Genomic DNA, 19954 nt, shown 5'->3' with positions numbered 1-19954 from the left:
CACCATGGCCGATCTCACCCGCCCCGGCAACGACGGCTTTGAAGCACCGCTGTTTGGCAACCGCTTTGTGGTGGCGTTCACCCGCGAGCCGATTGCCGCGCGCGGTGGTGGCAACGACGACCGCAGCAGCGAAGCACTGTGCCAGGGCGCTTTTTCAGAGGTCTCGGGCCTGGAAGCTGCCATGGCGCCCAAAACCATCCAGGAAGGTGGTGCCAACTATGGTGCCCACCAGCGCGCCGGCCAGGTGAGTTTTGCCACCGTGGTCCTCAAGCGCGGTTTGACCCAGGCCAGCGACCTGTGGCACTGGTGGGGCCTGTTTGCCGGTGCGCGCACCGACGCCACGCGCGCCAACGGCGCCTTCGCCCACCGCCTGACCGTGCGCATCACCCTGCTGGACCTGCAGAGTAACCCGGTGCTGAAGTGGCGGCTGGAGCGCGCCATGCCGGTCAAGTTCAAGGCAGCCGATTTCAACGCCCGCAGCGCGGACGTGGGCATTGAAGAAATCCACCTGGTTCACGAGGGCCTCTTCATTGAGGCGGCCTGACATGCGCATTCCCGACGAACACAAGGCCAAGCTGTTCAAGGTCAACCAGGCCTGCCCGGGGCAGGAGCCCGGTGCTACCAGCGCGGACGCAGTGCTGGTGCAGTTCAACCCGACATCCCTGTCTTATTCGGTGCAGAACACGCTGGAGAAAAAGGGGCGCGATGCCAACGCCAAACAGTTCGTGGCCCAGACCACCGCCAAGCTGGAGTTCGACTTGGTGTTTGACAGCACGCACGACGGCGGCGATGTGCGCAGCGAGACAGACCGCATCAAGCAGTTCCTCAACCCGGGCGACAAAGCCACCAACAAGGATCAGGCCCCGGCCTTGGTGGGTTTCCGCTGGGGCACTTTCCTGTTCAAGGGCATCGTTGAAGCGTTCCGGGAAAACCTGGACTTTTTCTCCGCCGAAGGTGTGCCGCTGCGCTCCACGCTGAAGATCGGCCTGTCCTCGCAAGACCCGAAAGACGTGTTCGCAAGCTTGCCACCTGGCCACCCCGATGCCGCGGCGGCTGCGGGTGGCAGCGTGAGCCTGGCCAGCCTGGGCAGCCGCGGCACCAGTGGCATGGCGGCGCAAGGCGGCAACGCCAACGCGGGCCGCGCCTTGGCCGCCAGCAACGGTTTTGAGAGCATGCGCAACCCCGGTGTGGGTGTGGCCGCGGTGGTGGGTGGCGGTATCCAGCTCAAAGCTGCGGTGAGTTTTTCGGCAGGCGCCTCGGTGGGCGTGGGCGTGGGCGTGGGCGTGGGCGTGGGCGTGGGCGTGGGCGTGGGCGTGGGCGTTGGCCTGGGCGCAGGCGTCGGCGCGGGCAGCAAGGGTGCCAGCAGTTTGCAGGCTTTTTCCGGACTGGGTACCAGCAAGGCCAGTGCGGGTGTCCCGGCACTTAACACCAGCGCGCTTCTGCCCGCCGCGCCGCCACCGGCCCTGGCAGTAGGCAGTGGTTTTGCACTGGGCGGTCAGGCCATCAGCCCCAGTTCATCGGGCATGCGGGCCGACATGGGCCCCAGTGCCCGCATCAAATTCGACTGAGGAACACAGCATGGCCGTTGTCATTGAAGAACTGGATGTGCAAACGCTGCCTGCACCCGAAACGCCCGCTGCGCCCGCCAACGAGGCAGCTGGGGCCAACGTGGCGCTGATGGAGGCCGCCTTGCAGACCGTACTGCAGCGCGAAGCCTGGCGGCTGGAGCGACTCGCCGCCGACTGAGCACACACCATGGGCGAAAGCAACCTGTCCCAACTGGCCCTGTACTCGGCGCGGCCCACGCTGCGCATCGACGGGCAGGACAACGCCATGGCAGGCAGCCTGCTGCAGTCGCTGGTGATGCGCGAGCAGGAAGGCGCCTTGTCCAGCCTGGAGGTCAGTTTTGTCAACTTCACGGCCCGCGAAAGTGGCCAGGTTGGCCCGGCCTTTGAAGATGAGCAGGTGCTCAAACTGGGCAGCCAACTGAAGGTGTACGCCGGTGAAGCCGCCGCGCCCACCGAGATTTTTTCCGGGCTGGTCAGCGCGCTGGCATTCGCCTTCGATTCCGAGGGCCCGCCCCGCCTGATTCTGCAGGCCGAAGACAGCGCCCAGCAAGCCCGCATGACGCGCCGGATCGCGGTTTATGAGAACCAGTCCGTGGCCGACATCGCGCGCGACGTGGCCAGCCGCATGGGCCTCACAGCTACCGTCACCGGCCTCACCGAGGTGGCCGATCTGGAAGTGCAGTTCGACGAAAGCGACCTCGCTTTTTTGCGCCGCCTGCTGGCGCGCCATGGCGCCGACATGCAGGTGGTGGGCCGCGAGCTGCAGGTGGCGCCGCGCCAGGACGTGCAGCGCAGCCAGATCACCCTGCGCCTGCACAGCCAGTTGCACAAGCTGCAGGTGGTGGCCGACCTCGCACACCAGGTAACTGAGGTCAAGGTCACTGGCTTTGACCCCAGCCAGGGCAGCGCCGTGTTGGGCAGCAGCCGTGGCGCAGCGCTGGGCCCGGGCAGCGGCCGCACCGGGCAGGCGCTGCTGCAGCAAACCTGGGGTGATCGGGTGCAACAGACCGCACACCGGCTGGCGCTGAGCCAATCCGAGGCCGACGCGCTGGCCCAGGCCGAAATGGCGCAACGCGCCCGGCGTTTCGTGCGGGTACAGGGTCAGTGCGAGGGCAACCCGGCCCTGCGCGTGGGCACCCACCTGACGCTAGCCGGTGTGTCGCCGCGTTTTGACAACACCTACTACGTCACCGCCTGCACGCACCGTTACGACATGCAGCGCGGGTTTGAGACTGAATTCAGCGCCGAGTGCGCCTACTTCGGTAACCCGGCCTGAGGTCGCGAAAGAACGCCATGCCACGCGACACCCTGCCCCTCTCCAGCTTTGGCGTGCCGCTGCACGCGCTGGCCCTGCCCTACCTCGGCCGGGTCACTGACGTGGACGATCCTGAACAGCTGGCGCGGGTGAAAGTGGAACTCTACGCACTCGATACCGATGCCGATGTGGCCCTTTGGGCCCGCGTGGCCAGCCCGTTTGCCGGCGCCAACCGGGGTGGTTTTTTCATCCCGCAGGAAGGCGACGAGGTGCTGGTGGTGTTTGTAGGCGGCGACGCGCGGCATCCAGTGGTGGTGGGTGGCCTCTGGAACGGTGCCTCGACACCGCCCGAAACCTTGAACGGCCGGGTGGACCGCTGGAGCCTCACCGGCAAGGCCGGCACCCGCATCGCCATCGTCGAGGAAAGTGACGCTACCTGCAAGATCGAATGTTCCACCCCGGGCGGTGTGACGCTGACCCTGACCGACGCGAGCGGCGGCAACGTCACCATCGAATGTGCCGGCAACACCATAACCCTGGCGCCGGCGGGCATCACGGTGGAGTCGCCCGCCAAGGTGAAAGTGCAGGCGGCCAGCGTGGAGGTGACTGCGGCGACGGTCAAGGTGGACGCCGCCATGTCCAATTTCTCGGGCGTGGTCAAGTGCGACACGCTGATCACCAACGCGGTGGTGTCGACCTCGTACACCCCCGGCGCAGGCAACATCTGGTGAGTCCGACATGAGCGCAGCAACCATCACCCCACCGCCCAAAAGCCCGCCGCGCCCGCTGGCCCTGCGTGCACCGTCGGCACAGGCGCCCGGGCAGGCCCATCCGGTGCTGCTCAGCGGCCTGCGGGCCGACCCGCGTGCGGCTCCAGCGGCGCCGGTGATCGTGGCGCGGCGCGACCAAGACTTTGTCGAAGGCCTGCTGGCTGATTTGGGTGATGCCAGCGCCCACGCCGCGCTGCTGGCCAGCACACCTACCCGCCACCAGGGTGTACCGCGCCTGTTCCAGCCGGTGCAGCGCGTGTTCAACCTGGTGGTGATGGAGGTTTTTTGCGACCTACCCGGCCAGCCGCGTCTGGACCCCAGGAAGATCGAGAGCAGCGGCTTCGTGTTGCGCCGTGTCGTGGGCAGCCAGAAGTTGGCCTGGCTCAAAGCCGGCACGCAAGTGTTCGGCTGGGAGGCGGTGGACGAGAGCCTGGACCCGGCGCAAGACCGACGCGGCCTGGCGGTGAACCTGGGCCACCCGGTGCTCAACGCGCTGGCGCCGAGTCAGCGTGCCGTGCGCACCGCTGGCAGCGCCCGACTGGCTGGCGCCAAAGTGGCGGTGAGCGAAGACGTGCAACCGCTGTTCAAGACACCGCCCGAGGTGGCTGATGGCGTGGCCCGCACGCTGCTGTTCGGCACCCTGCGGGTGAGTTCGGGTGAACTCACTGAGCACGCCGCCACGCCGCCGGTGTTTGGCAGCACCCCGCAAGAGCGCCAGCAACTGGCCGACGATCTGGTGGTGTATTTGCGCCAGGGCGGTGCCCGCACGCTGCCGGTGCCCACGGCCCGCAGCTTCAGCACCGAGCAATGGACTGCGGCTGCGCAGGAAAAACCATCGAGCTTGTCCCCTGCCGAATTCCGGGCGCTGGACGCTCAGCTGGGCGCGCTGCTGCTGCAGCTGGGCAACGAGTTCAACGCCTTCGGCAGCGGTACCGGCCCGGCTGCCATGCAAGCCGCGCTGCGCCAGTTGCAGGTGGAAAGTGATGTGCGCAACAGCCAAGGGCAAGTCACCCGCACCGACCGCAGCAGCGCTTACGACTTTCTGCTGCGCGCCAAGGCAGTGCTGCTGGACGCGGTACCCGGTGCCGCCCTCACCCTGCCCGACCGCTGGGGCGCAGTCAGCGACACGCTGGCGCAGGCGATTTTTGAGGCGTCGCTGCTGTGCCTGCAGCAACAGTTTGCGCAGCTGCTGCCCGCCCGAGGGCGCTTTGAGGCCGATGGCTCGGGCGTCGAGGCCCGCTACGTGGTGCGCGCTTTCATCCGCCTGAAACCTGATCACCCGGGCTGCCCCGGCCGCTTGGTGTGGTCTGACTACAGCGAGCCGTTCACCATCGCGCCGTGGTTCGAGTCCTCGGGCGCGCCGGTGCCGGTGATCCCGCTGCCCGACCTGATGGACCGCGCCCAGCTGGCCCGCGTGCGGCCCACCGTGGCGTTTGCGCTGCCGCCCAAGCTTGCCGCCCTGCTGCGCACCGACGCCAAAGACCTGCGCGACGGCAAGGGCAGCGGCGGCAACGGTCTGGGCCTGGGCTGGATCTGCAGCTTCTCGCTGCCCATCATCACGCTGTGCGCCTTCATCGTGCTGAACATCTTTTTGCAGTTGTTCAACCTGATCTTCTGGTGGCTACCGATGCTGAAGATCTGCATTCCCATCCCCAAGGCCAAGGAGTAGCACATGACCCCGTTGGCACCCCCCCGCATCCACCTGAGCGAGCCGCTGGGTTGGCCGCTGCTGCCGGTGCCCGACGCCAACGGCCAGCTGCACTACCCGGGCCTGGCGCAAAGTGTGCGCGAGCAGATCCAGGTGCTGCTGGCCACCCGCCCGGGTGAGCAGCTGATGGCCCCCGGCTTTGGTGCCGGGCTGGAAAACCTGCTGACCGAGCCCAACACGGTCGCCACGCGCAGCCGCATCAAGGAGCTGGTGGAAGATGCCTTGAAACGCTGGGAAGACCGCATCGTGGTGGACGGCATCGCCGTGGACCCGGTGAGCGACGCCGCCACCGGCGTGGCCGACGGTGTGCGGGTGGAGATTGCCTACCGGCTGGTACGTACCGGCGCCCCGGCCCGCGTGGGCCTGACGCTGGTGATGGAGGCACGTCGTGCCCATTAAACCGCCCGCCCTCGACGACCGCAGCTACGACGACCTGGTCGCCGAACTGCTGTCGCGCATCCCGGCCCACACGCCTGAGTGGACGCACCCACGCCCCGGCGACCCCGGCCGCACACTGATCGACCTGTTTGCGTGGCTGGGCGACACCATCCTGTACCGCGCCAACCTGATCCCCGAGCGCCAGCGTCTGGCCTACCTGCGCCTGCTGGGCATGCCACTCAAACCCGCCCGCGCGGCGCGCGGCATGGTGGCGCTGCAGGTCAAGGCCGACAAACAGGTGGTGGCGCTGCCGGTGCCTGCCGGTGCGGCCATCGACAAACCCGTTCCCTTTGCCACGCTGAACTTCTGCACCGCCTACCCGCTGACCGGCAGCGCTTATGTGCGGCGCAAACTCAGCGCGGCCGAGCAGGCCGATTTCAACGCCCTGCTGCCTGACTTGCAGGCCGTCTACCAGGGGGTCGAGGGCACCCCTACCGGTTATGTGACCACATCGGTGTTTGCACCGGGCCAGAACCTGGCACAAGGCGTCGACATTCTGGAGGCCACGGTAGATGGCGCGCTTTGGATCGCGCTGCTGGCGCCCAGCGCCCAGCAGCGCGCAGAGGCCCTGCAGTCGCTGGGCGCCGAAGTGCGGGGTAGCTCACGCGCCCTCAATGTCGGCGTGGTGCCGGCCCTGGACATGGCCGAAGACATGGAGGCAGTCAGCACCCGCGCGCCGCTGCCCCTGCTGTGGGAGATCAGCACCGGCAGCGACGCCAGCACGCCGGACGTGCCCGACATGCTGGCGCTCGACGTGCTGGAAGACGGCACCCGCGGCCTGCGCCAGGCCGGTGTGCTCCGGCTGGCCTTGCCTAACCTGGCCAGCATCGGCGCACCCGCCAACGACCCGCGCCAGAACCTGATGGCCGGCGTGGGCAACGCCCCGCCGCGGCTGGAGAATGAAGAAGAAGCCGAGCGCCTGGTCAGCTGGTTACGCCTGCGCCTGCCACCCGGCCAGGCCAGCACCACCAGCCTGCGCCTGACCTGGGCAGGCATCAACGCGGTGCAGGTGGAACAGCGCCAGGCCTTGCCGGCGCGTGCCATCGGCGTGTCAGACGGCGGCTCGGACCAGCAGTATGACCTGGGCATCAGCGCCCAAGGCAGCGCCGACGCCGCCACCCTGCAGGTCATCGTGCATGACGCCATCAGCGGCAGCGCGGTCTGGCCCGCGGTGGACGACCTGGGCCGCTGCGGCCCGCTGGACCGCGCGGTGCAGGTGGACATCGAAGCCGGTACGGTGCGCTTTGGCAACGGGGTGCAGGGGCGTGTGCCCAGCACCGGCAGCCGCATCGTGGTGGATGGCCTGCGCGTGGGCGGCGGCTCTGGCGGCAATCTGCAGCCCGGCTTGCTCACCCAACTCGACCGCGTGACCGACATGCGCACCGGCGCCCTGGCCAAACCCAGCCCGGCCATCACCGTGTGGCAACCGCTGGCGCTGCAGGGCGGCGCCGACGCTGAAACGCTGGACGCCGCTGAACGCCGCATCCCGGCCTACTTCCAGCACCGCGACCGTGCCGTCACGGCCGACGATTACCGCACCCTGGCCCGTGAAGCGCCGGGCGCCGCCGTCGGCCGGGTGGCGGTGTTGCCGCGTTTCAAACCACACGAGCGCAACAGCGCGGTACCCGGCGCGGTGTCGGTGATGGTGCTTCCCGCACGCAGCAGCGTCGACCATGCCGCCCCCTGCCCGCGCGCTGACCGCCCGTTGCTGGAAGCGGTCCACGGCTTCCTGAACGAGCGCCGCCCTCTCGCTACCGAGCTGTATGTGATGGGTTGCGAGTACCGGCAAATCGGTCTGACCGTGGCAGTGCAAGTGGCCGACGGTTTTGCGCGGGAACAGGTGCTGAGCGCTGTGCGACAGGCGCTGCGCACCTACCTGTGGCCGCTGCCCATCGGCCCGGCGGGTGTCGATGGCCCCTGGCCGGACACGGCCACCAGCGACGGCGGCTACCCGCTGGGGCGCGCGCTGACCGACCGCGAACTCGAGGTGGTGGTGGCGCGCACCCCCGGTGTGGCCGGTGTCTCGCCGGTGCGCCTGTTTGAAGCCAAAGACGGTGTCTACACCGAGTTGCCCGGTATCGGCAAGGCCGTGACCACGCTGACGCTGGAGCCTTGGCAGTTGCCAGAACTCAGCGCCGTGGTGGTGACCGAGGGGGTGGACGCCCCGGCCTCGGTCACCTCGCCGTTTGACGACCCGGTGGCCACCCGCCAAACCGCGCTGGCCCTGCCGGTGGTGCCCACCCTCTGCTGAGCACACGCCATGGACATCAACGGCCTGCGCTCCTTTGGTCTGTCGCACAACACCGGCGGCCTGCAGCCTTGGCGGGTGCCACAAGACGGTGACGCACGCGCGGTGAGCGTGGAGCCGACGCTGAACCACCACATCACCGGCACCCGCTTGGCCAGCTGCGCACCCGGCGGCACGTTGACTGAAGCCGCCCAGAGCGTGGCGGATGTGGTATTGCAGCCCGCCATGGCAGTGGACGCGCTGGGCAACCATGTGCGCTGGGACGGCACGCAAATCGTCTCCACCTCCCACCTGGCGGCGCAGCATGACCTGGCCCCACGCGCCTTCGCCCTGCCGCCCGAGGCCCAGCCGGTGAGCGACATGGCGGTGGGTGACGACGATATGCTTTACCTCGCGGCCAACGGCGCCCTGTGGCTGGTGGACCTGCGCGGCCGCTTCGGGCCGACCCAGCTGGATGCCCCCGCCGGTTTTCAGCCGCAGCGCCTGGCCTCGGCACCCGGTGGCGGTGTGTGGGCGCTGGATGTGGCGCAAGGCCGCCTGGCACGTGTGTCTGGCCTGCCCACCGCCCAGGCTCCGATCTGGGTCGGGCGCGACAGCGACGCACGCTTTGAAGCCCACCACCCCAACCCCAACCCACCGCGCTGGCAACTGCTGGTCGGCCAGGCGCCTGCTGAAGAAAAAGTGGTCGCGTTGGCCACCCACCGCCACGGCCAACTGATGGTGATGAGTCTGCAGCGCGGCACGGGCGGCGCGCGGGTGCGCCTGTTGCTCGACGATGGCCGCCTTTCGCTGCCACTAACCCTGGACGGCCCCAAGTTTCCCCACACGCTGGGTTTTGTAGCGGGCGAACGCCTCGCCGTGGCCACCCGGGGCACGCTGGCTGGCGCCGATGGCCGCTTGCGCGACCCGGGCGTGTTCACTTACGCCCTGCCCCGGGCCTTGCTGGCGCGGTTAGCCGCTGCCAGCGACCCCAGCCAGACCGCGCTGCCGGACGACTTGCCCGCCGCGCTGCCCGCTCTGGGCGACTACCACCCGCTCGCAGGCTGGACCGGCGGCCCGTTCCTGGCCACGCGCCCGGGCGACCGCCTGCACTATCCGCGCAGCAGCCCGCAGGGGGCGCAACCGGCGCGGGTGGCGCGCATCTCCAGTGCCTCCCGCGCGCGTTACGGCCTGGTGGTGAACGCAGCCGACGGCCGCACGCCCCAAGCCCGGGTGCTGGCTTCGCTGGGCCTGGTGGACACGCGCGATCCGGCCACCGTCTGGCACCGGCTGTATGCCGAGGCCATCGTGCCACCCGGCTGCGCGATGATCGTCTGGCTGGCCACCAGCGAAGCCGGTGTACCGGCCTTTGCCCCCGCCGAGCCGGGCCAGCGCGCGCGCTGGTACCCGCACCTGTTTGGCGAGCGCAGCGCCCTGCCACCCAATGTGCAGGCCGCCCTTCCCGACGACCTGCCACGCGCGGCCTGGGTGAAAGAGCCCACCGAAATACCGCAAGGTCAAGGCGTGTTGGGCTGCCCGCCGGTGCCGGGCCAGAGCGGCCTGTTCACCGTGTTGATCCAGCGGGCGAACACCGCCGTTCGCGCGCTGCAGGGCTCGCGCCTGTGGGTGGCAGTCGAATTGTTTGGCGACGGCCGCGCCAGCCCGGAGCTGGTGGCGCTGCGGGCCTACGCGGGCCGTGTGTCGTACCGCGACCGCTACCTGCCCGCGCTGTACCACGAACAAGCCTTTGGTGAGGATGCTGAGCGCGAGGGCCCCGCCACCGGCGCCGATTTCCTGGACCGGTTCCTGCACCTGTTTGAAGGCCTGTTCACCGACATCGAAGCCCGCGTGGCCGCCGCCGCGCTGCTGACCGACGCCCAGGCCTGCCCGCCCGAGGCCCTGCCCTGGCTGGCCAGCTGGGTTGGCCAGTCGCTGCAGCCGGGCCTGCCGACAGCGCGGGCCCGCTGGATGCTGGCCAACGCCGCGCCCTTGGCCCGGCGCCACGGCACGCTGGCGGGTCTCAAACTGGCGCTGGACATCGCCACCGACGGCGGCGTGACGCAGGGCCGCATCGTGGTGGTGGAGGACTTCCGGCTGCGCCGCACCCTCTCGACCATCCTCGGCGCCGACCTGCAGGACCGGCACGACCCGCTCACCAGCGACATCACCCAATCGGGCAACTCGGTGGTAGGCGACACGCTGTTCCTGGGCGACGCGCGCACGCTGCAAGACGACCAGTTGCAGACCTTTCTGGCCCTGTTTCGCCGCCTGGGCACCGACCGTGACAGCGACCGCGCCCTGCTGCAAAGCCAAACCGCCGCCGCAGGGCGGGCCCTGTTCGACGATCTGGCCCACCGCGTGACCGTGCTGGTGCACGAGACGGTGGATGCCGACGAGTTCGGCCTGGTGCAGCGGCTGAGCCAGCTGGGGGCGCCCGCGCACGTGCTAGTGCGCGTGACCCGTGCCGCCTACCCGTTCATGGTCGGCGTGGCCTCGCTGATCGGCGCCGACACGTATCTGCGCGCCGCGCCGCCGCAGCGGCCCGTGCGTGTCGGCCCTGGTGATGAGACCTCGGCGCTGGGCGGTGTGGACACCTTGCGCGGCGAGGCCTCGCTGGACGCCCATGCCGGTGCCTTCGAGGGAGTACTCTCCAGCGCCACAGCGTCGGCGACGCCGCCCGTGGCGCGCGCAAGACTGCAGGGCAGCGCCCCTGGTGGAACCACTACTCCTTTTCAACTCGACGGCAGCGAGTCATCTGCCGATGCTGGCCACGTGATCACCGCTTTCTCGTGGACCCATTTACCCCCCGCCTGACCCTCACCCAACAGGAGCAATCACCATGGCCAAATTCATTCCCGGCACCGACACCCAGGTCAAGTCCGACGAGCCCCTGCTCGACGTGGTGGCCTCTGAGCGCGCCCCGCTCAAGCCCGGCAAACACGTGTTCCAGCTGGTCGTCACCGACGATTCGGGCAACGACTCCGACACCGCCAGCGTCACCATCATCATTCAAGACACCGAACGCCCCACCGCCGTGGTCGACCTGATGAACCCCGACGGCTCGCGCAATTCCGAGCCCGCAGTCACCGTACCGTTCGGCAAGCCCTTCCTGCTCACCGGGGACCGCTCCAGCGACATCGGCGGCGCGGTGAAGGTCTGGAACTGGACGCTGCTGCAAGGCTGAGCGCCGCGCCATGGAAACGCTCAAGCTCGGCGCCCGGCTCAGCACCCCTGAGCCCGTGGTCGCGCTCGATCCCCGGCTCAAACCAGGCACCTACCAAGTGCAGCTGGTGGTGCAGGGGCGCACCGGCAAGAGCGCCGTGGCCAGTCTGTTGATCAAGGTCGTGAAGGAGTGAGCATGGGTGCTGCCGACAAAACCCGCGTGGAGGAACAGACCGACCGCCTGGTGGCCGACAGCCTGGCCACCCAAGGTGTGCCCGAGCGCGTGAACTACGCCACCGGCGTGCTGCTGGGGGCCGAAGACTTTGCCGATGAGCAGCACTACCTGCGTGGCCGCATGGGCCGGGCTTTTGCCGCGCTTTACGGCCACGGCACGGTCGCGGGCTTGCGTGTGAGTTGCCCGGCAGGGGACAACCCCGAGCTCGAAGTGTTTGTGGCACCCGGGCTGGCGATGGACCGGCTGGGTCGGCTGATCGAGGTGCGCCGCACGCAGTGCATTCACATTGCCCGCTGGCTGGCGCGTCAGCAGGACCCGGGCACATCGGCTGCCGAGCGCCGTGCCGTCATCGACGCCGTGCGTGAAGATACGCCGGGCCAACAGCGCCTGGTGTTTGATGTGTTTGCGCGTTTTGCCGTCTGCCCGCACGGCAAAACCCCCGCCTTCGCCGCCGGCCCGTTCAACGCCACCGACTACGTGGTGCCCTCGCGCCTGGCCGACGCCTTTGAGCTGACCTTGCAGTTGGCCCACACGGTGAACGCCACGCTTGGCCAACCCGACGGTGAGCTGGCCGTGCCGCAGCCGCGTTCGCCCAAACTGGAGGCCATGCTGGCTGCCCTGCAGGGCATCGACGACCCGGTGCAGCTGGAAGCAGCGCGGCGGCTGTGGTGCATGGAAAGTGCGCTCGACGCCTGGCCCGAGGCATCACCCCTGAACCCCGAGCGCCTGCCCAAGCTGGCCGAACACGCCAGCGACGCCGAATGGGACCGGGTGCTGCTGGCGCGTGTGTCGGTGCCGGTGCTGCAGGCTGACGGCAACACATTTCCCACCCTGGACCTGGCTGGCATTGAGACCATCGCCAGCGCTGCCGCACCAGCAGCGGGTGATTTGCGTGAGCCCAGGTGGCGCGACCTGGCGGACAACGGCTTGCGGCCGATTGTGTTCAACCCTTATGCGTGGCGGGGGGCGGTGTGAACGCTGTTGTCGTTTGGCTTGGGGTGCGTCGTGGCGGTGGGTATGCCGTGACTGGCTCATTCTGGGGCGGCCGACTGCGCTATCTTCATGGCAGTGTTCGGTGGTCGCGGCAGGTGGTTGGTCGGGGCTGGCTCGGTCTGGTGCCGCGGCAGGTGGCTGGTTGGGGCTGGCTCATGCTGGGGCGGTCGACGCTGCACGCCGACTCCCTTGCAGTGCTCAGGTTCGGGGCGCGTCGTGGAACTCGCTGCGTTCGCTGGCGCTCTCTGCGCTCAGACAACCACGACGAGTCAGTTGTGAAGGCGTGCTGCGCACGCAGCCCCGAACCCTGCGCGCTTCAGCGCCCCAGAAATCGCCAGCCCCAACCAACCACCTGCCGCTCAACGAGCGGTGTTGGTGTTCACGCAAGGGGAAACAGCCAATGCGACAGTCAAAGTCAAAGTCACGGTCACAGCCTAACCGACCTGGCAACCAAGCCACGACGAAGCTTGAAAGAAGGCTGTCATTGCGGGCCCCGACCCGCAATCCATGGATCCCGGATCGAGTCCGGGATGACAGCCTGTGCTTTCACGTTACGCCTCAGCCAAGGGCTGGGCGGGCAGGTTGCGGAGCGATTCAGCAGCGGCGAGGAGCGCAGGGCATGGGGCGGCGCGCACAGCGCGCCTCCATCACTGACTCGCCGCGTCTGTCTGAGCGCAGAGAGCGCCAGCGAACGCAGCGAGTTACGCGGCACGCCCCATGCCCGAGCACCACAGCGAAGTCGGCAACGCCGACCGCTGCTGTTGAGCGCAGCGACCTGCCCGCCCAGCCCTTGGCCACCCGCGCACCAGGCAAACCACGTAAACCACGTAAACCACACAGACCACACAGACCCGCGTCGCACCCAAGGAGAAAGACATGGCCAACAGTGAAGTCACGGTTCAAAGCGCCCTGGACGACGCCCGGCTGCAGGCGCAACTGGCCGCCGGTGCGTTCATCGTCGACAGCGGTCGGCGCCGCCCCTTCTATTTCGACGGCCGCTTTCTCACCGCCGACGACCTGACCGCGGACCAGAACTACATCCGCGCGCGCCAGTCAGACCTGGCCCAGGCGATGGGTGCCGGTGTCATTCGCGGGCTGATGGTGGGACTGGGCACACAAGCCGCCTCGAACAGCCCCACGCTGGTGATCGAGCCCGGTATCGGCATCACGCCCGCGGGCGACCTGGTCAACGTCGACACGCGGCAAACCATTCCCATCAGCGCCTTGCCGCAGACCGCACAGCTGGATGTGCAGCTCGGCATAAAAGTGCTGCCCGGTGCCAGCGCCGTCAACCGCAGTGGCCTGTTTGTGCTGGCGCTGCGCCCCATCGAGTTCAGCGCCACCCCCACCACCGCGTATCCCACCACGCTGGATGGCCAGCGCACGGTGCGTGATGGCGACATTTTTGAGGCCACCGCCATCACCCTGATCCCCTACCCCGACCGCGCTGGCGTGGAAAACGCCAACGCCAAACGCGCCCGGGTCGCGCGGGAGGTGTTTTTTGAGCGCCAACAAACCGGTGTGCAGCAAGAAGCCCTGCCGCTGGCCATGTTGTGCCTTGAAGGCGGCGTGCTGCGCTGGCTGGACGTTTACATGGTTCGGCGCGAAGTGGGTGCCGAATCCACGTTGGCCGCGGGCCTGTCGCAACGCACGCGCGCGCTGCTCGAAGCCTGGCTGCAACAACACCAGGACCACTTGGACGACATCGACACCGCCACCGTGCAGGCCGGTTTTGCGGCGGTGCGCCAATTTGAGGCGCTGCCACCTGTGGGCCCCATGCCCGCGTCCACCCTGCGTTTTGAACAGGAGCTGGGTCAACTTACGCTGCTGCAAAGTTACTTCCCGCCGCAGGTGGATTGTGAATTTGCCTTCATCCCCAGCGACGAGTTGGCCGCGCTGGTGCAGGAATCTCTGGCGCTGCCGCCGATCGACCTGCGGGCGTCCGACGCCGATCTGGACCACTTGTCCATCCTGATCGTGGCACCAGTCACCCGCCAGCTACTTGAAGCCCACAAGCGCACGCTGCAAAGTGTGGTCACCCCGGTCCGTTCGGCTTCAGCCGGGCTGGTGGCCAAGCGTTCACCGTTGGAGTCGCTGATCCGCTTGGCGCAGCCGCCGCTGCTGGTGCGCCCCACGCTGCCCGGTGTGCTGGCACCCGACGCGCTGGCCCAGGCTTGGCAGAGCGCCATCGACGCCACGCGCGCCCAGCTCGGCGGCGCGGCGCAAGGGCGTGGCATGTTCTGGTACCTGCGCAAGCGCCAGCTGCCCTACACGGCCGAAATTTCCAGCGCCACCCTGCGGCTGGCAGGTGATGCCGCCGCCATCGACCAAGAGGTGGACGTGCGCCTGCGCGCCGACGGTCTACTGACCCGCTTCAATGCCATCACCGCCAACATGCCCACGCTGGCGCGCGCCGAAACGGCCAACCTGCTGGCCTCGCCCCGGCTGGCGGTCTCAAGCACGCTGGCCGACAAGCGCCTGGCCACCTCCGACCTGTTGCGCCGCAGTGCCCTGAGCGCCTTGAGTCAACGCGCCGACGCGCGCCAGGACGAAGGCCTGCGCCATGACGATGTGCTGACGATTGCCCGCCAATTTGGCGACCCGCGCCTGGGCGAAGGGTTTGACGCACTGGTGCAGGCGGCCGACGAGACCACCCGCCAAGACCTGCAGGGCGCCAAGGTGGTGCAAGCGGTGGCCGACAGCGGTGTGGCGCCGCAGCTGGACGTGGCGATCCGCGCGCTGCCTTTGGCCGAGCACAGCCGATTTGCGGCACAGCTGCGCGATGCGGCGGTGTCGGCCGATCCGACGAAGAACCTGACCACACTGGCTGGCCTGCGCGGAGCCGTAACATGAACATCCTGCGCGGCATCCCCCACCCGGTGGGCGGCGAACATGTGCTGGCCACGCTGCCCGCCCTCGGGCCGTATCCCGCCAGCGCGGCGGGCGAGCCGCCGCTTCGCAAACACCTCCACCTGTTCCCGCAGCGCGCGCTGACCCACACCGCGCTGATCGCCGAACAACACGGCCGCATTGCCAACACCCAGCGCCTGGGCCAGGCCGTGGCGCCGGGCATCGTCGACGGGTTGACGCTTGCCATTGAAGGCCAGACGCTGGTGCTGATGCCCGGCCACGCCATCGCCCCCGACGGGCAGGACGTGGCACTGGCCTACCCGTTACACATCGCGTTTGATGCGATTTGCATGGCCTCGCCGCGGGTTGATCAGGCGCTACAAGACCGGCTGGCCGATGCCTCGGCATGGACGCGCCTCTCCGGTCTACAGCGCCAGGCCACGCTGCGCCAAGTGCTGGACGAGCTGGATGGCGCAGGTTTTCTGCCACACGCGATGGTGCTGGTAGCGGTGCCGCGCAGCATCGCGCTGGACCGGGGAGGCGAACTCAATTCCCCCTGCCCCAACGCTACCGACACCCTGGCCAGCTCGGGGGCTGCTTGGGAAGACGGCTTGCAGCTGATGTGGTCCCCCTGGCCAGCAGACCGTCCGCTGCCATTGTGGCGCAGCGATGGCCGCACGGTGGATGCGCGCTTTCGCAACCGGCTGGCCTACGCGGTGTTCAATGCCGAGCGCGAGCGGCTCTCGGTCGGCACGCCCCGGTCCATGCGCGAATGGCGCGAGCGCGCCGGTTGGTCCCAGGACCAGCTCGATGACGCAGCAGCGCAGGCCGCGCTGGTGGCCAGCCGAGGCGCGCCCTGGCCCTGGGAGCGCTTGGGTGTGCCGCTGGCCCTGGTCGCGTTTGACGCCGATTTCAAGCCGGTGTTTGCCGACAGCGCCTCGGTGGCCCGCCAGGGCGGCGGGCGGCGCAACCGCAGCGCGCTGGTGCCCTGGTCGGGGGACGATGTGTTGTGGCAGGCCCGCGTGTCCCAACTGCTGGAACACCTGGCCGAACTGCCCGCGGCGCAACGCAACGCGACAGCGCTGCAGCAGCAATTTGACTGGCTGCCGCCCGCCGGGGTGCTGCCGCGCGACGTGGCCGATTTCGCCACCGGACGCCAAAGCTTGTTCCCGCCGCAGTTCGACGTGCAAGCGCAGCCGGTGCCGCTGGACATGGTGGACGCGCTGATCGCCGAATCTTCCGCCCTGCTGCCCTACAACCTCTCGCTGCGCGACCAAGTGCAGCTGCTGGTGCCGGTGCCCGCACGGTATTACGACCCTGACCTGCTCAAGCTCGACCTGGCTGTGCACCCGCTGTTTGACCTGGAGATCAATCGCCTGAGCGGCAAACGGCTGCAGTTGCTGACCCGTCGTGACGGCCTGCGCCGCCGCCACGACCTGCTGACCCAGGCGGTGGTTGGCAACCTGCCCGCCTACCCGCAAGATGATCTCAACGCCCTGCCCGACGAAACCGGCGCGCTGGATGCTTTGGCGTTTTGCCGCGTGCACCTCTCCACCGCCGCGGCCGGGGCGGGTGAGCTGCATGACTTCAGCGAAGCGCATCTGCCGCTGGACTTCCAGGCCAGCGACAGCCTGATCGTGTTCGTGCGCATCGACAGCGCGCCACTGGGCATCGGTCTGCGGCCGCTGATCAGCGCGACCCTGAACGTGCCCGAGGTGGTGACACGCCCGTTCATCTGGGGCACGGCACCGGCCGAGGCCAACGGTGACCGCGTGGGTGACCTGCCTGCCAGTGGTGAATGGGTCCAGCTGACCGTGCCGATGTCGCGCGCCGGGCTGGGCCGGCGGCGCATCGACGGTCTGGCGTTTGCCATCTTTGGCGGCGAGGGCCCAAGCCAAGTCACCTGGGGCCATGCGGGCAAGGCGTCCAACGGGCTGGAGACTGTCTGGGTTGGGGATGCCCTGCCACCCGGCGCTCGGGTTGGCGGCACATGGACCTGGCAAACCCAGGGTGACGCCAGCGTCGCCGACGACGACGCCAGCTACGGGCTGCCCATCGAGCCTGTTCCCGCCAATGCCCAAGCCGAAGCTAGAGCGCACACCCGCCATGTGAGTGAACTCGACCAGCTGCTGAAGAACTGGGCCAATTTCCAGTCCGGCGCGCTGAGTGTGGAACTGGGTGAGCCCAAGACCGGGCGCACGCCCGAGTCGCTGCCGCGCACGGTGGACGGCGGCCTGGACGAGCTCATCACCCGGCTCGATGGCCGCATCCGCACCGCGGGCGACCACATCGACATGGGTTTTTTACGCGCCCGCACCGACATCTTCCGACTGCGCCAGAGTGTGCTGGGCGTGGAAGACGCCGGGCGTTTCCTCACCTCGCCAGCGGCGGCAGAACTGGTCAAACGCAACGACAACCCCGCCGCCACCGAGAAGGAGTTCAGTGACTATTTCAACCGCTTGAGCGCGGCTGCGGTCCAGCCGCCTGATTTCAAAGGGCTGGTGGCCCAGCCCCGGGGGACAGTGCCTGCGGCTCAACCCCGGGGCAGCACGCTGCTGGCCAGCACCCGGCTCACCGGCACCTCGGCACCGGCCAGCGCGTTTGTGGGTAACACGGGTCTCTTCAGCACTGCGGTGGCCACACCCCGAATCACCACCACGCCCGGCGCCTTCACCACTTTGGGCAATATCGACCGGGTGGCGCTGGACACCGGGGCTACCACCAGCGGCTTCCAGGTGACGGCAACCGGGAGCATCACCGACAAGATCGGCACGCTGGGCGCGCTGGAAATCGCCCCCACCGTGGTCAGCGTCAAAGCCACCGCAGGTCTGGGCCTGACCCGTGGCAGCCAGCTGAGCGTGGAAGCCCCACCGGCCGTGAAAGACGTGGTGGGCGCCAGCCTGATCGGCGCCACCTACAACACCGTCACCGTGGCCGAGCGGTTCACACTGCCGGCCTCGGTGGTCTCCAGCAACGCGGCGGCCAAGGCCAAGAACGACTTTGTCGTGGCCGGTCTCAACGGCCTGGCCGCCACCGGCCTGGTGGTGGACGACATCAAGGTCTATGGCTACGGCCCCGCCGACCTGACGCAACCCTCGGTGGCCATCACCGCCCGGGAGATGCTGACCGGCGACTTTATCGACCGCGACGCGCTCGACGAAGGCGATGACAAACACGAAGCCGTCTACTTCCGCCGTGGCATCGACGCCATCGACAACACCATCCGCTTCCTGCGCGGTGTGGAGTTGCGCGCCGAGGACTACCGCCGACTGCAGTCCGACGCCAAATCGGCACGCACACGCATCCAGGCTGCGGCAACCCGCATCCAAATGGCACTGGATGCGCTGGCGGTGCGGCTGGCCGAGGTGCGGCACGACCTGTCGGTGGCACGGTCATTGCGCACTGAGGAGCAGACCCGCATCGATGCGCTGGTGGCCAAACGCAAAACCATCCTGGCCGAGCAGGTGCCCTACCTGGTGTTTCGCCGCCCGCGCGTGACGCTGACGCTGCAGGACGTGCCGCTGCTCGCCGCCCAGCCCGCCGACGTGGCCGACCCGGTGCCGCGCTGCCGCAGCGAGGCCCATACGCCGCCGCCCGAGTTAGAGGCTATGGTCGACACCTTGCGTGATGTGCCGGTGCGTTGGCTGCGCACGCTGTCACAGGTGTTTGTCAAGCTGGACCGGGTAGTGGACCTGGAGCGCGTGGTCACCCAGGCCCAGTTGCGCATCGCCACCACCGGCAGCGACAGCCTGTCCACCCGCCACCTGAGCCTGATCGAGGGCGAAACCTCCCAGACCGGGCAGCTGCTGAAACAGACCTTCGAGCGACAGAGCCTGCGGGTGAAACAGTCCAAGCAGGACGCCACGCTGCAGCTCAGCCAGTTCAGCGCCAGCAGCTGGCGCCAGGCCATCGAACCCGCCCAGCACATCGTCAATATCCGCGACCTGTTTGCAGCTGGTACCTTGCCACGCGCCGTCACCCTGGCCGCCGCGGGCTTGCTGGATGACGTGGGCGGGGTCGCCAGCTGCCTGCACGCGGCGCTGTGTTCGGTGCCACCGGTCACCCGGCTGCGCTGGGCCGAGTTGTTTTCGCAGCTCGACCCAGCGGTGTCGCTGCGCCAGCTCACCGTGCTGCCCGGTTTTGGTGATGAAAGCCTGGGTGTCGATCACATCGTCTGGCGGCAGATGCAATGCATGGTGGACTGGCTGTTTGCCCAGGTGGTGGACGAGACCTCGGCCCATGCTGCCATCAACGACCTGGTGCGCGTGTGCCTGCTGCTGGCAGCCCACGCACCGGTCAAACGCATCCTCAGCGCGCGCATCCAGCGCCCGGTGCCAGCGGTGGTGAACACGCGCCTGGACATCGCCATCGACCCGGCCACCACGCGCATCGGCATGCAGGTGCTGGTGCATGCGCCAGCCACACACACACTGGTGGCGCGGGCGGTGATTGAAGACCTGGGCGCGGGCACCGCCACGGCGCGCATCGTCGAAGCGCCCGCGGGCGTGACCTTCACGCTCGACAGCAGCATGCGCGTCCAGGTGCAAAGCGGCACGCCGCTTTCCACGCCCCAGCGACAGCAGACCGAGGCCGACCAGGCACGCACCAGCGCCGTGCCCGCCAGCGCCATCCCCAAGGCAAGTGGCGACACTGGGCGCGCAGAGGCCAGCGTGGCAGCCGAGCGGCTCCTGGCCAAACAGGTCGATCAGCTGCGCACCAACAGCGCCAGGCTCAACACGGTGCGTTAG

14 protein-coding genes are annotated in these 19954 nt (G+C 68.6%); all 14 read left to right on the top strand.

What is annotated here, in order from left to right:
- The first annotated feature begins 4 nt into the window (after positions 1-4).
- The 14 genes from LHU53_RS00965 (at position 5) to LHU53_RS00900 (ending at position 19954) form a co-directional block, all read left to right on the top strand.
- On the top strand, positions 5-544 hold the full coding sequence (locus tag LHU53_RS00965) for a phage tail protein (RefSeq protein ID WP_227330200.1): 540 nt from the start codon (positions 5-7) through the stop codon (positions 542-544).
- A 1-nt stretch (position 545) separates the two neighbouring features.
- On the top strand, positions 546-1568 hold the full coding sequence (locus LHU53_RS00960; protein ID WP_227330199.1) for a hypothetical protein: 1023 nt from the start codon (positions 546-548) through the stop codon (positions 1566-1568).
- 10 nt (positions 1569-1578) lie between these two features.
- The gene (locus LHU53_RS00955) at positions 1579-1746 is read left to right on the top strand and encodes a hypothetical protein (protein ID WP_227330198.1); all 168 of its coding nucleotides are present in this window, start codon (positions 1579-1581) and stop codon (positions 1744-1746) included.
- Positions 1747-1755: 9 nt separating this feature from the next.
- Positions 1756-2844, top strand: a complete 1089-nt coding sequence (locus LHU53_RS00950; protein ID WP_227330197.1) for a phage late control D family protein — start codon at positions 1756-1758, stop codon at positions 2842-2844.
- A 17-nt stretch (positions 2845-2861) separates the two neighbouring features.
- Complete coding sequence (locus tag LHU53_RS00945) at positions 2862-3554, top strand: phage baseplate assembly protein V (protein WP_227330196.1); 693 nt, start codon at positions 2862-2864, stop codon at positions 3552-3554.
- A 7-nt stretch (positions 3555-3561) separates the two neighbouring features.
- Positions 3562-5262, top strand: coding sequence for a hypothetical protein (locus tag LHU53_RS00940; RefSeq protein ID WP_227330195.1), 1701 nt, complete (start codon positions 3562-3564; stop codon positions 5260-5262).
- A 3-nt stretch (positions 5263-5265) separates the two neighbouring features.
- Positions 5266-5700, top strand: a complete 435-nt coding sequence (locus LHU53_RS00935) for a GPW/gp25 family protein (protein ID WP_227330194.1) — start codon at positions 5266-5268, stop codon at positions 5698-5700.
- Entirely contained in the window at positions 5690-7990 is a 2301-nt protein-coding gene (locus tag LHU53_RS00930; protein WP_227330193.1) for a baseplate J/gp47 family protein, read from the top strand. Before LHU53_RS00935 ends, LHU53_RS00930 begins: the two co-directional genes overlap by 11 nt.
- 9 nt (positions 7991-7999) lie before the next feature.
- Positions 8000-10780 carry a phage tail protein gene (locus LHU53_RS00925; protein WP_227330192.1) on the top strand — a complete coding sequence of 927 codons (2781 nt, stop codon included), beginning with the start codon at positions 8000-8002 and terminating at the stop codon, positions 10778-10780.
- A 25-nt stretch (positions 10781-10805) separates the two neighbouring features.
- Entirely contained in the window at positions 10806-11150 is a 345-nt protein-coding gene (locus LHU53_RS00920; protein ID WP_227330191.1) for a hypothetical protein, read from the top strand.
- A gap of 10 nt (positions 11151-11160) precedes the next feature.
- Complete coding sequence (locus LHU53_RS00915; RefSeq protein WP_227330190.1) at positions 11161-11322, top strand: hypothetical protein; 162 nt, start codon at positions 11161-11163, stop codon at positions 11320-11322.
- 2 nt (positions 11323-11324) lie between these two features.
- Positions 11325-12338 (top strand): hypothetical protein, encoded by a 1014-nt coding sequence (locus tag LHU53_RS00910; RefSeq protein ID WP_227330189.1) that lies wholly within the window; start codon positions 11325-11327, stop codon positions 12336-12338.
- An 894-nt stretch (positions 12339-13232) separates the two neighbouring features.
- Positions 13233-15209, top strand: a complete 1977-nt coding sequence (locus LHU53_RS00905; RefSeq protein ID WP_227330188.1) for a hypothetical protein — start codon at positions 13233-13235, stop codon at positions 15207-15209.
- Complete coding sequence (locus LHU53_RS00900; protein WP_227330187.1) at positions 15206-19954, top strand: hypothetical protein; 4749 nt, start codon at positions 15206-15208, stop codon at positions 19952-19954. The genes LHU53_RS00905 and LHU53_RS00900 overlap by 4 nt, the downstream gene beginning before the upstream one ends.

The sequence above is a fragment of the Rhodoferax sp. U2-2l genome (assembly GCF_020594515.1).
Taxonomy (GTDB): domain Bacteria; phylum Pseudomonadota; class Gammaproteobacteria; order Burkholderiales; family Burkholderiaceae_C; genus Rhodoferax.
The sequence above is the reverse complement of the archived record's forward strand: the minus strand, read 5'-3'. Positions and strand labels throughout refer to the sequence as shown.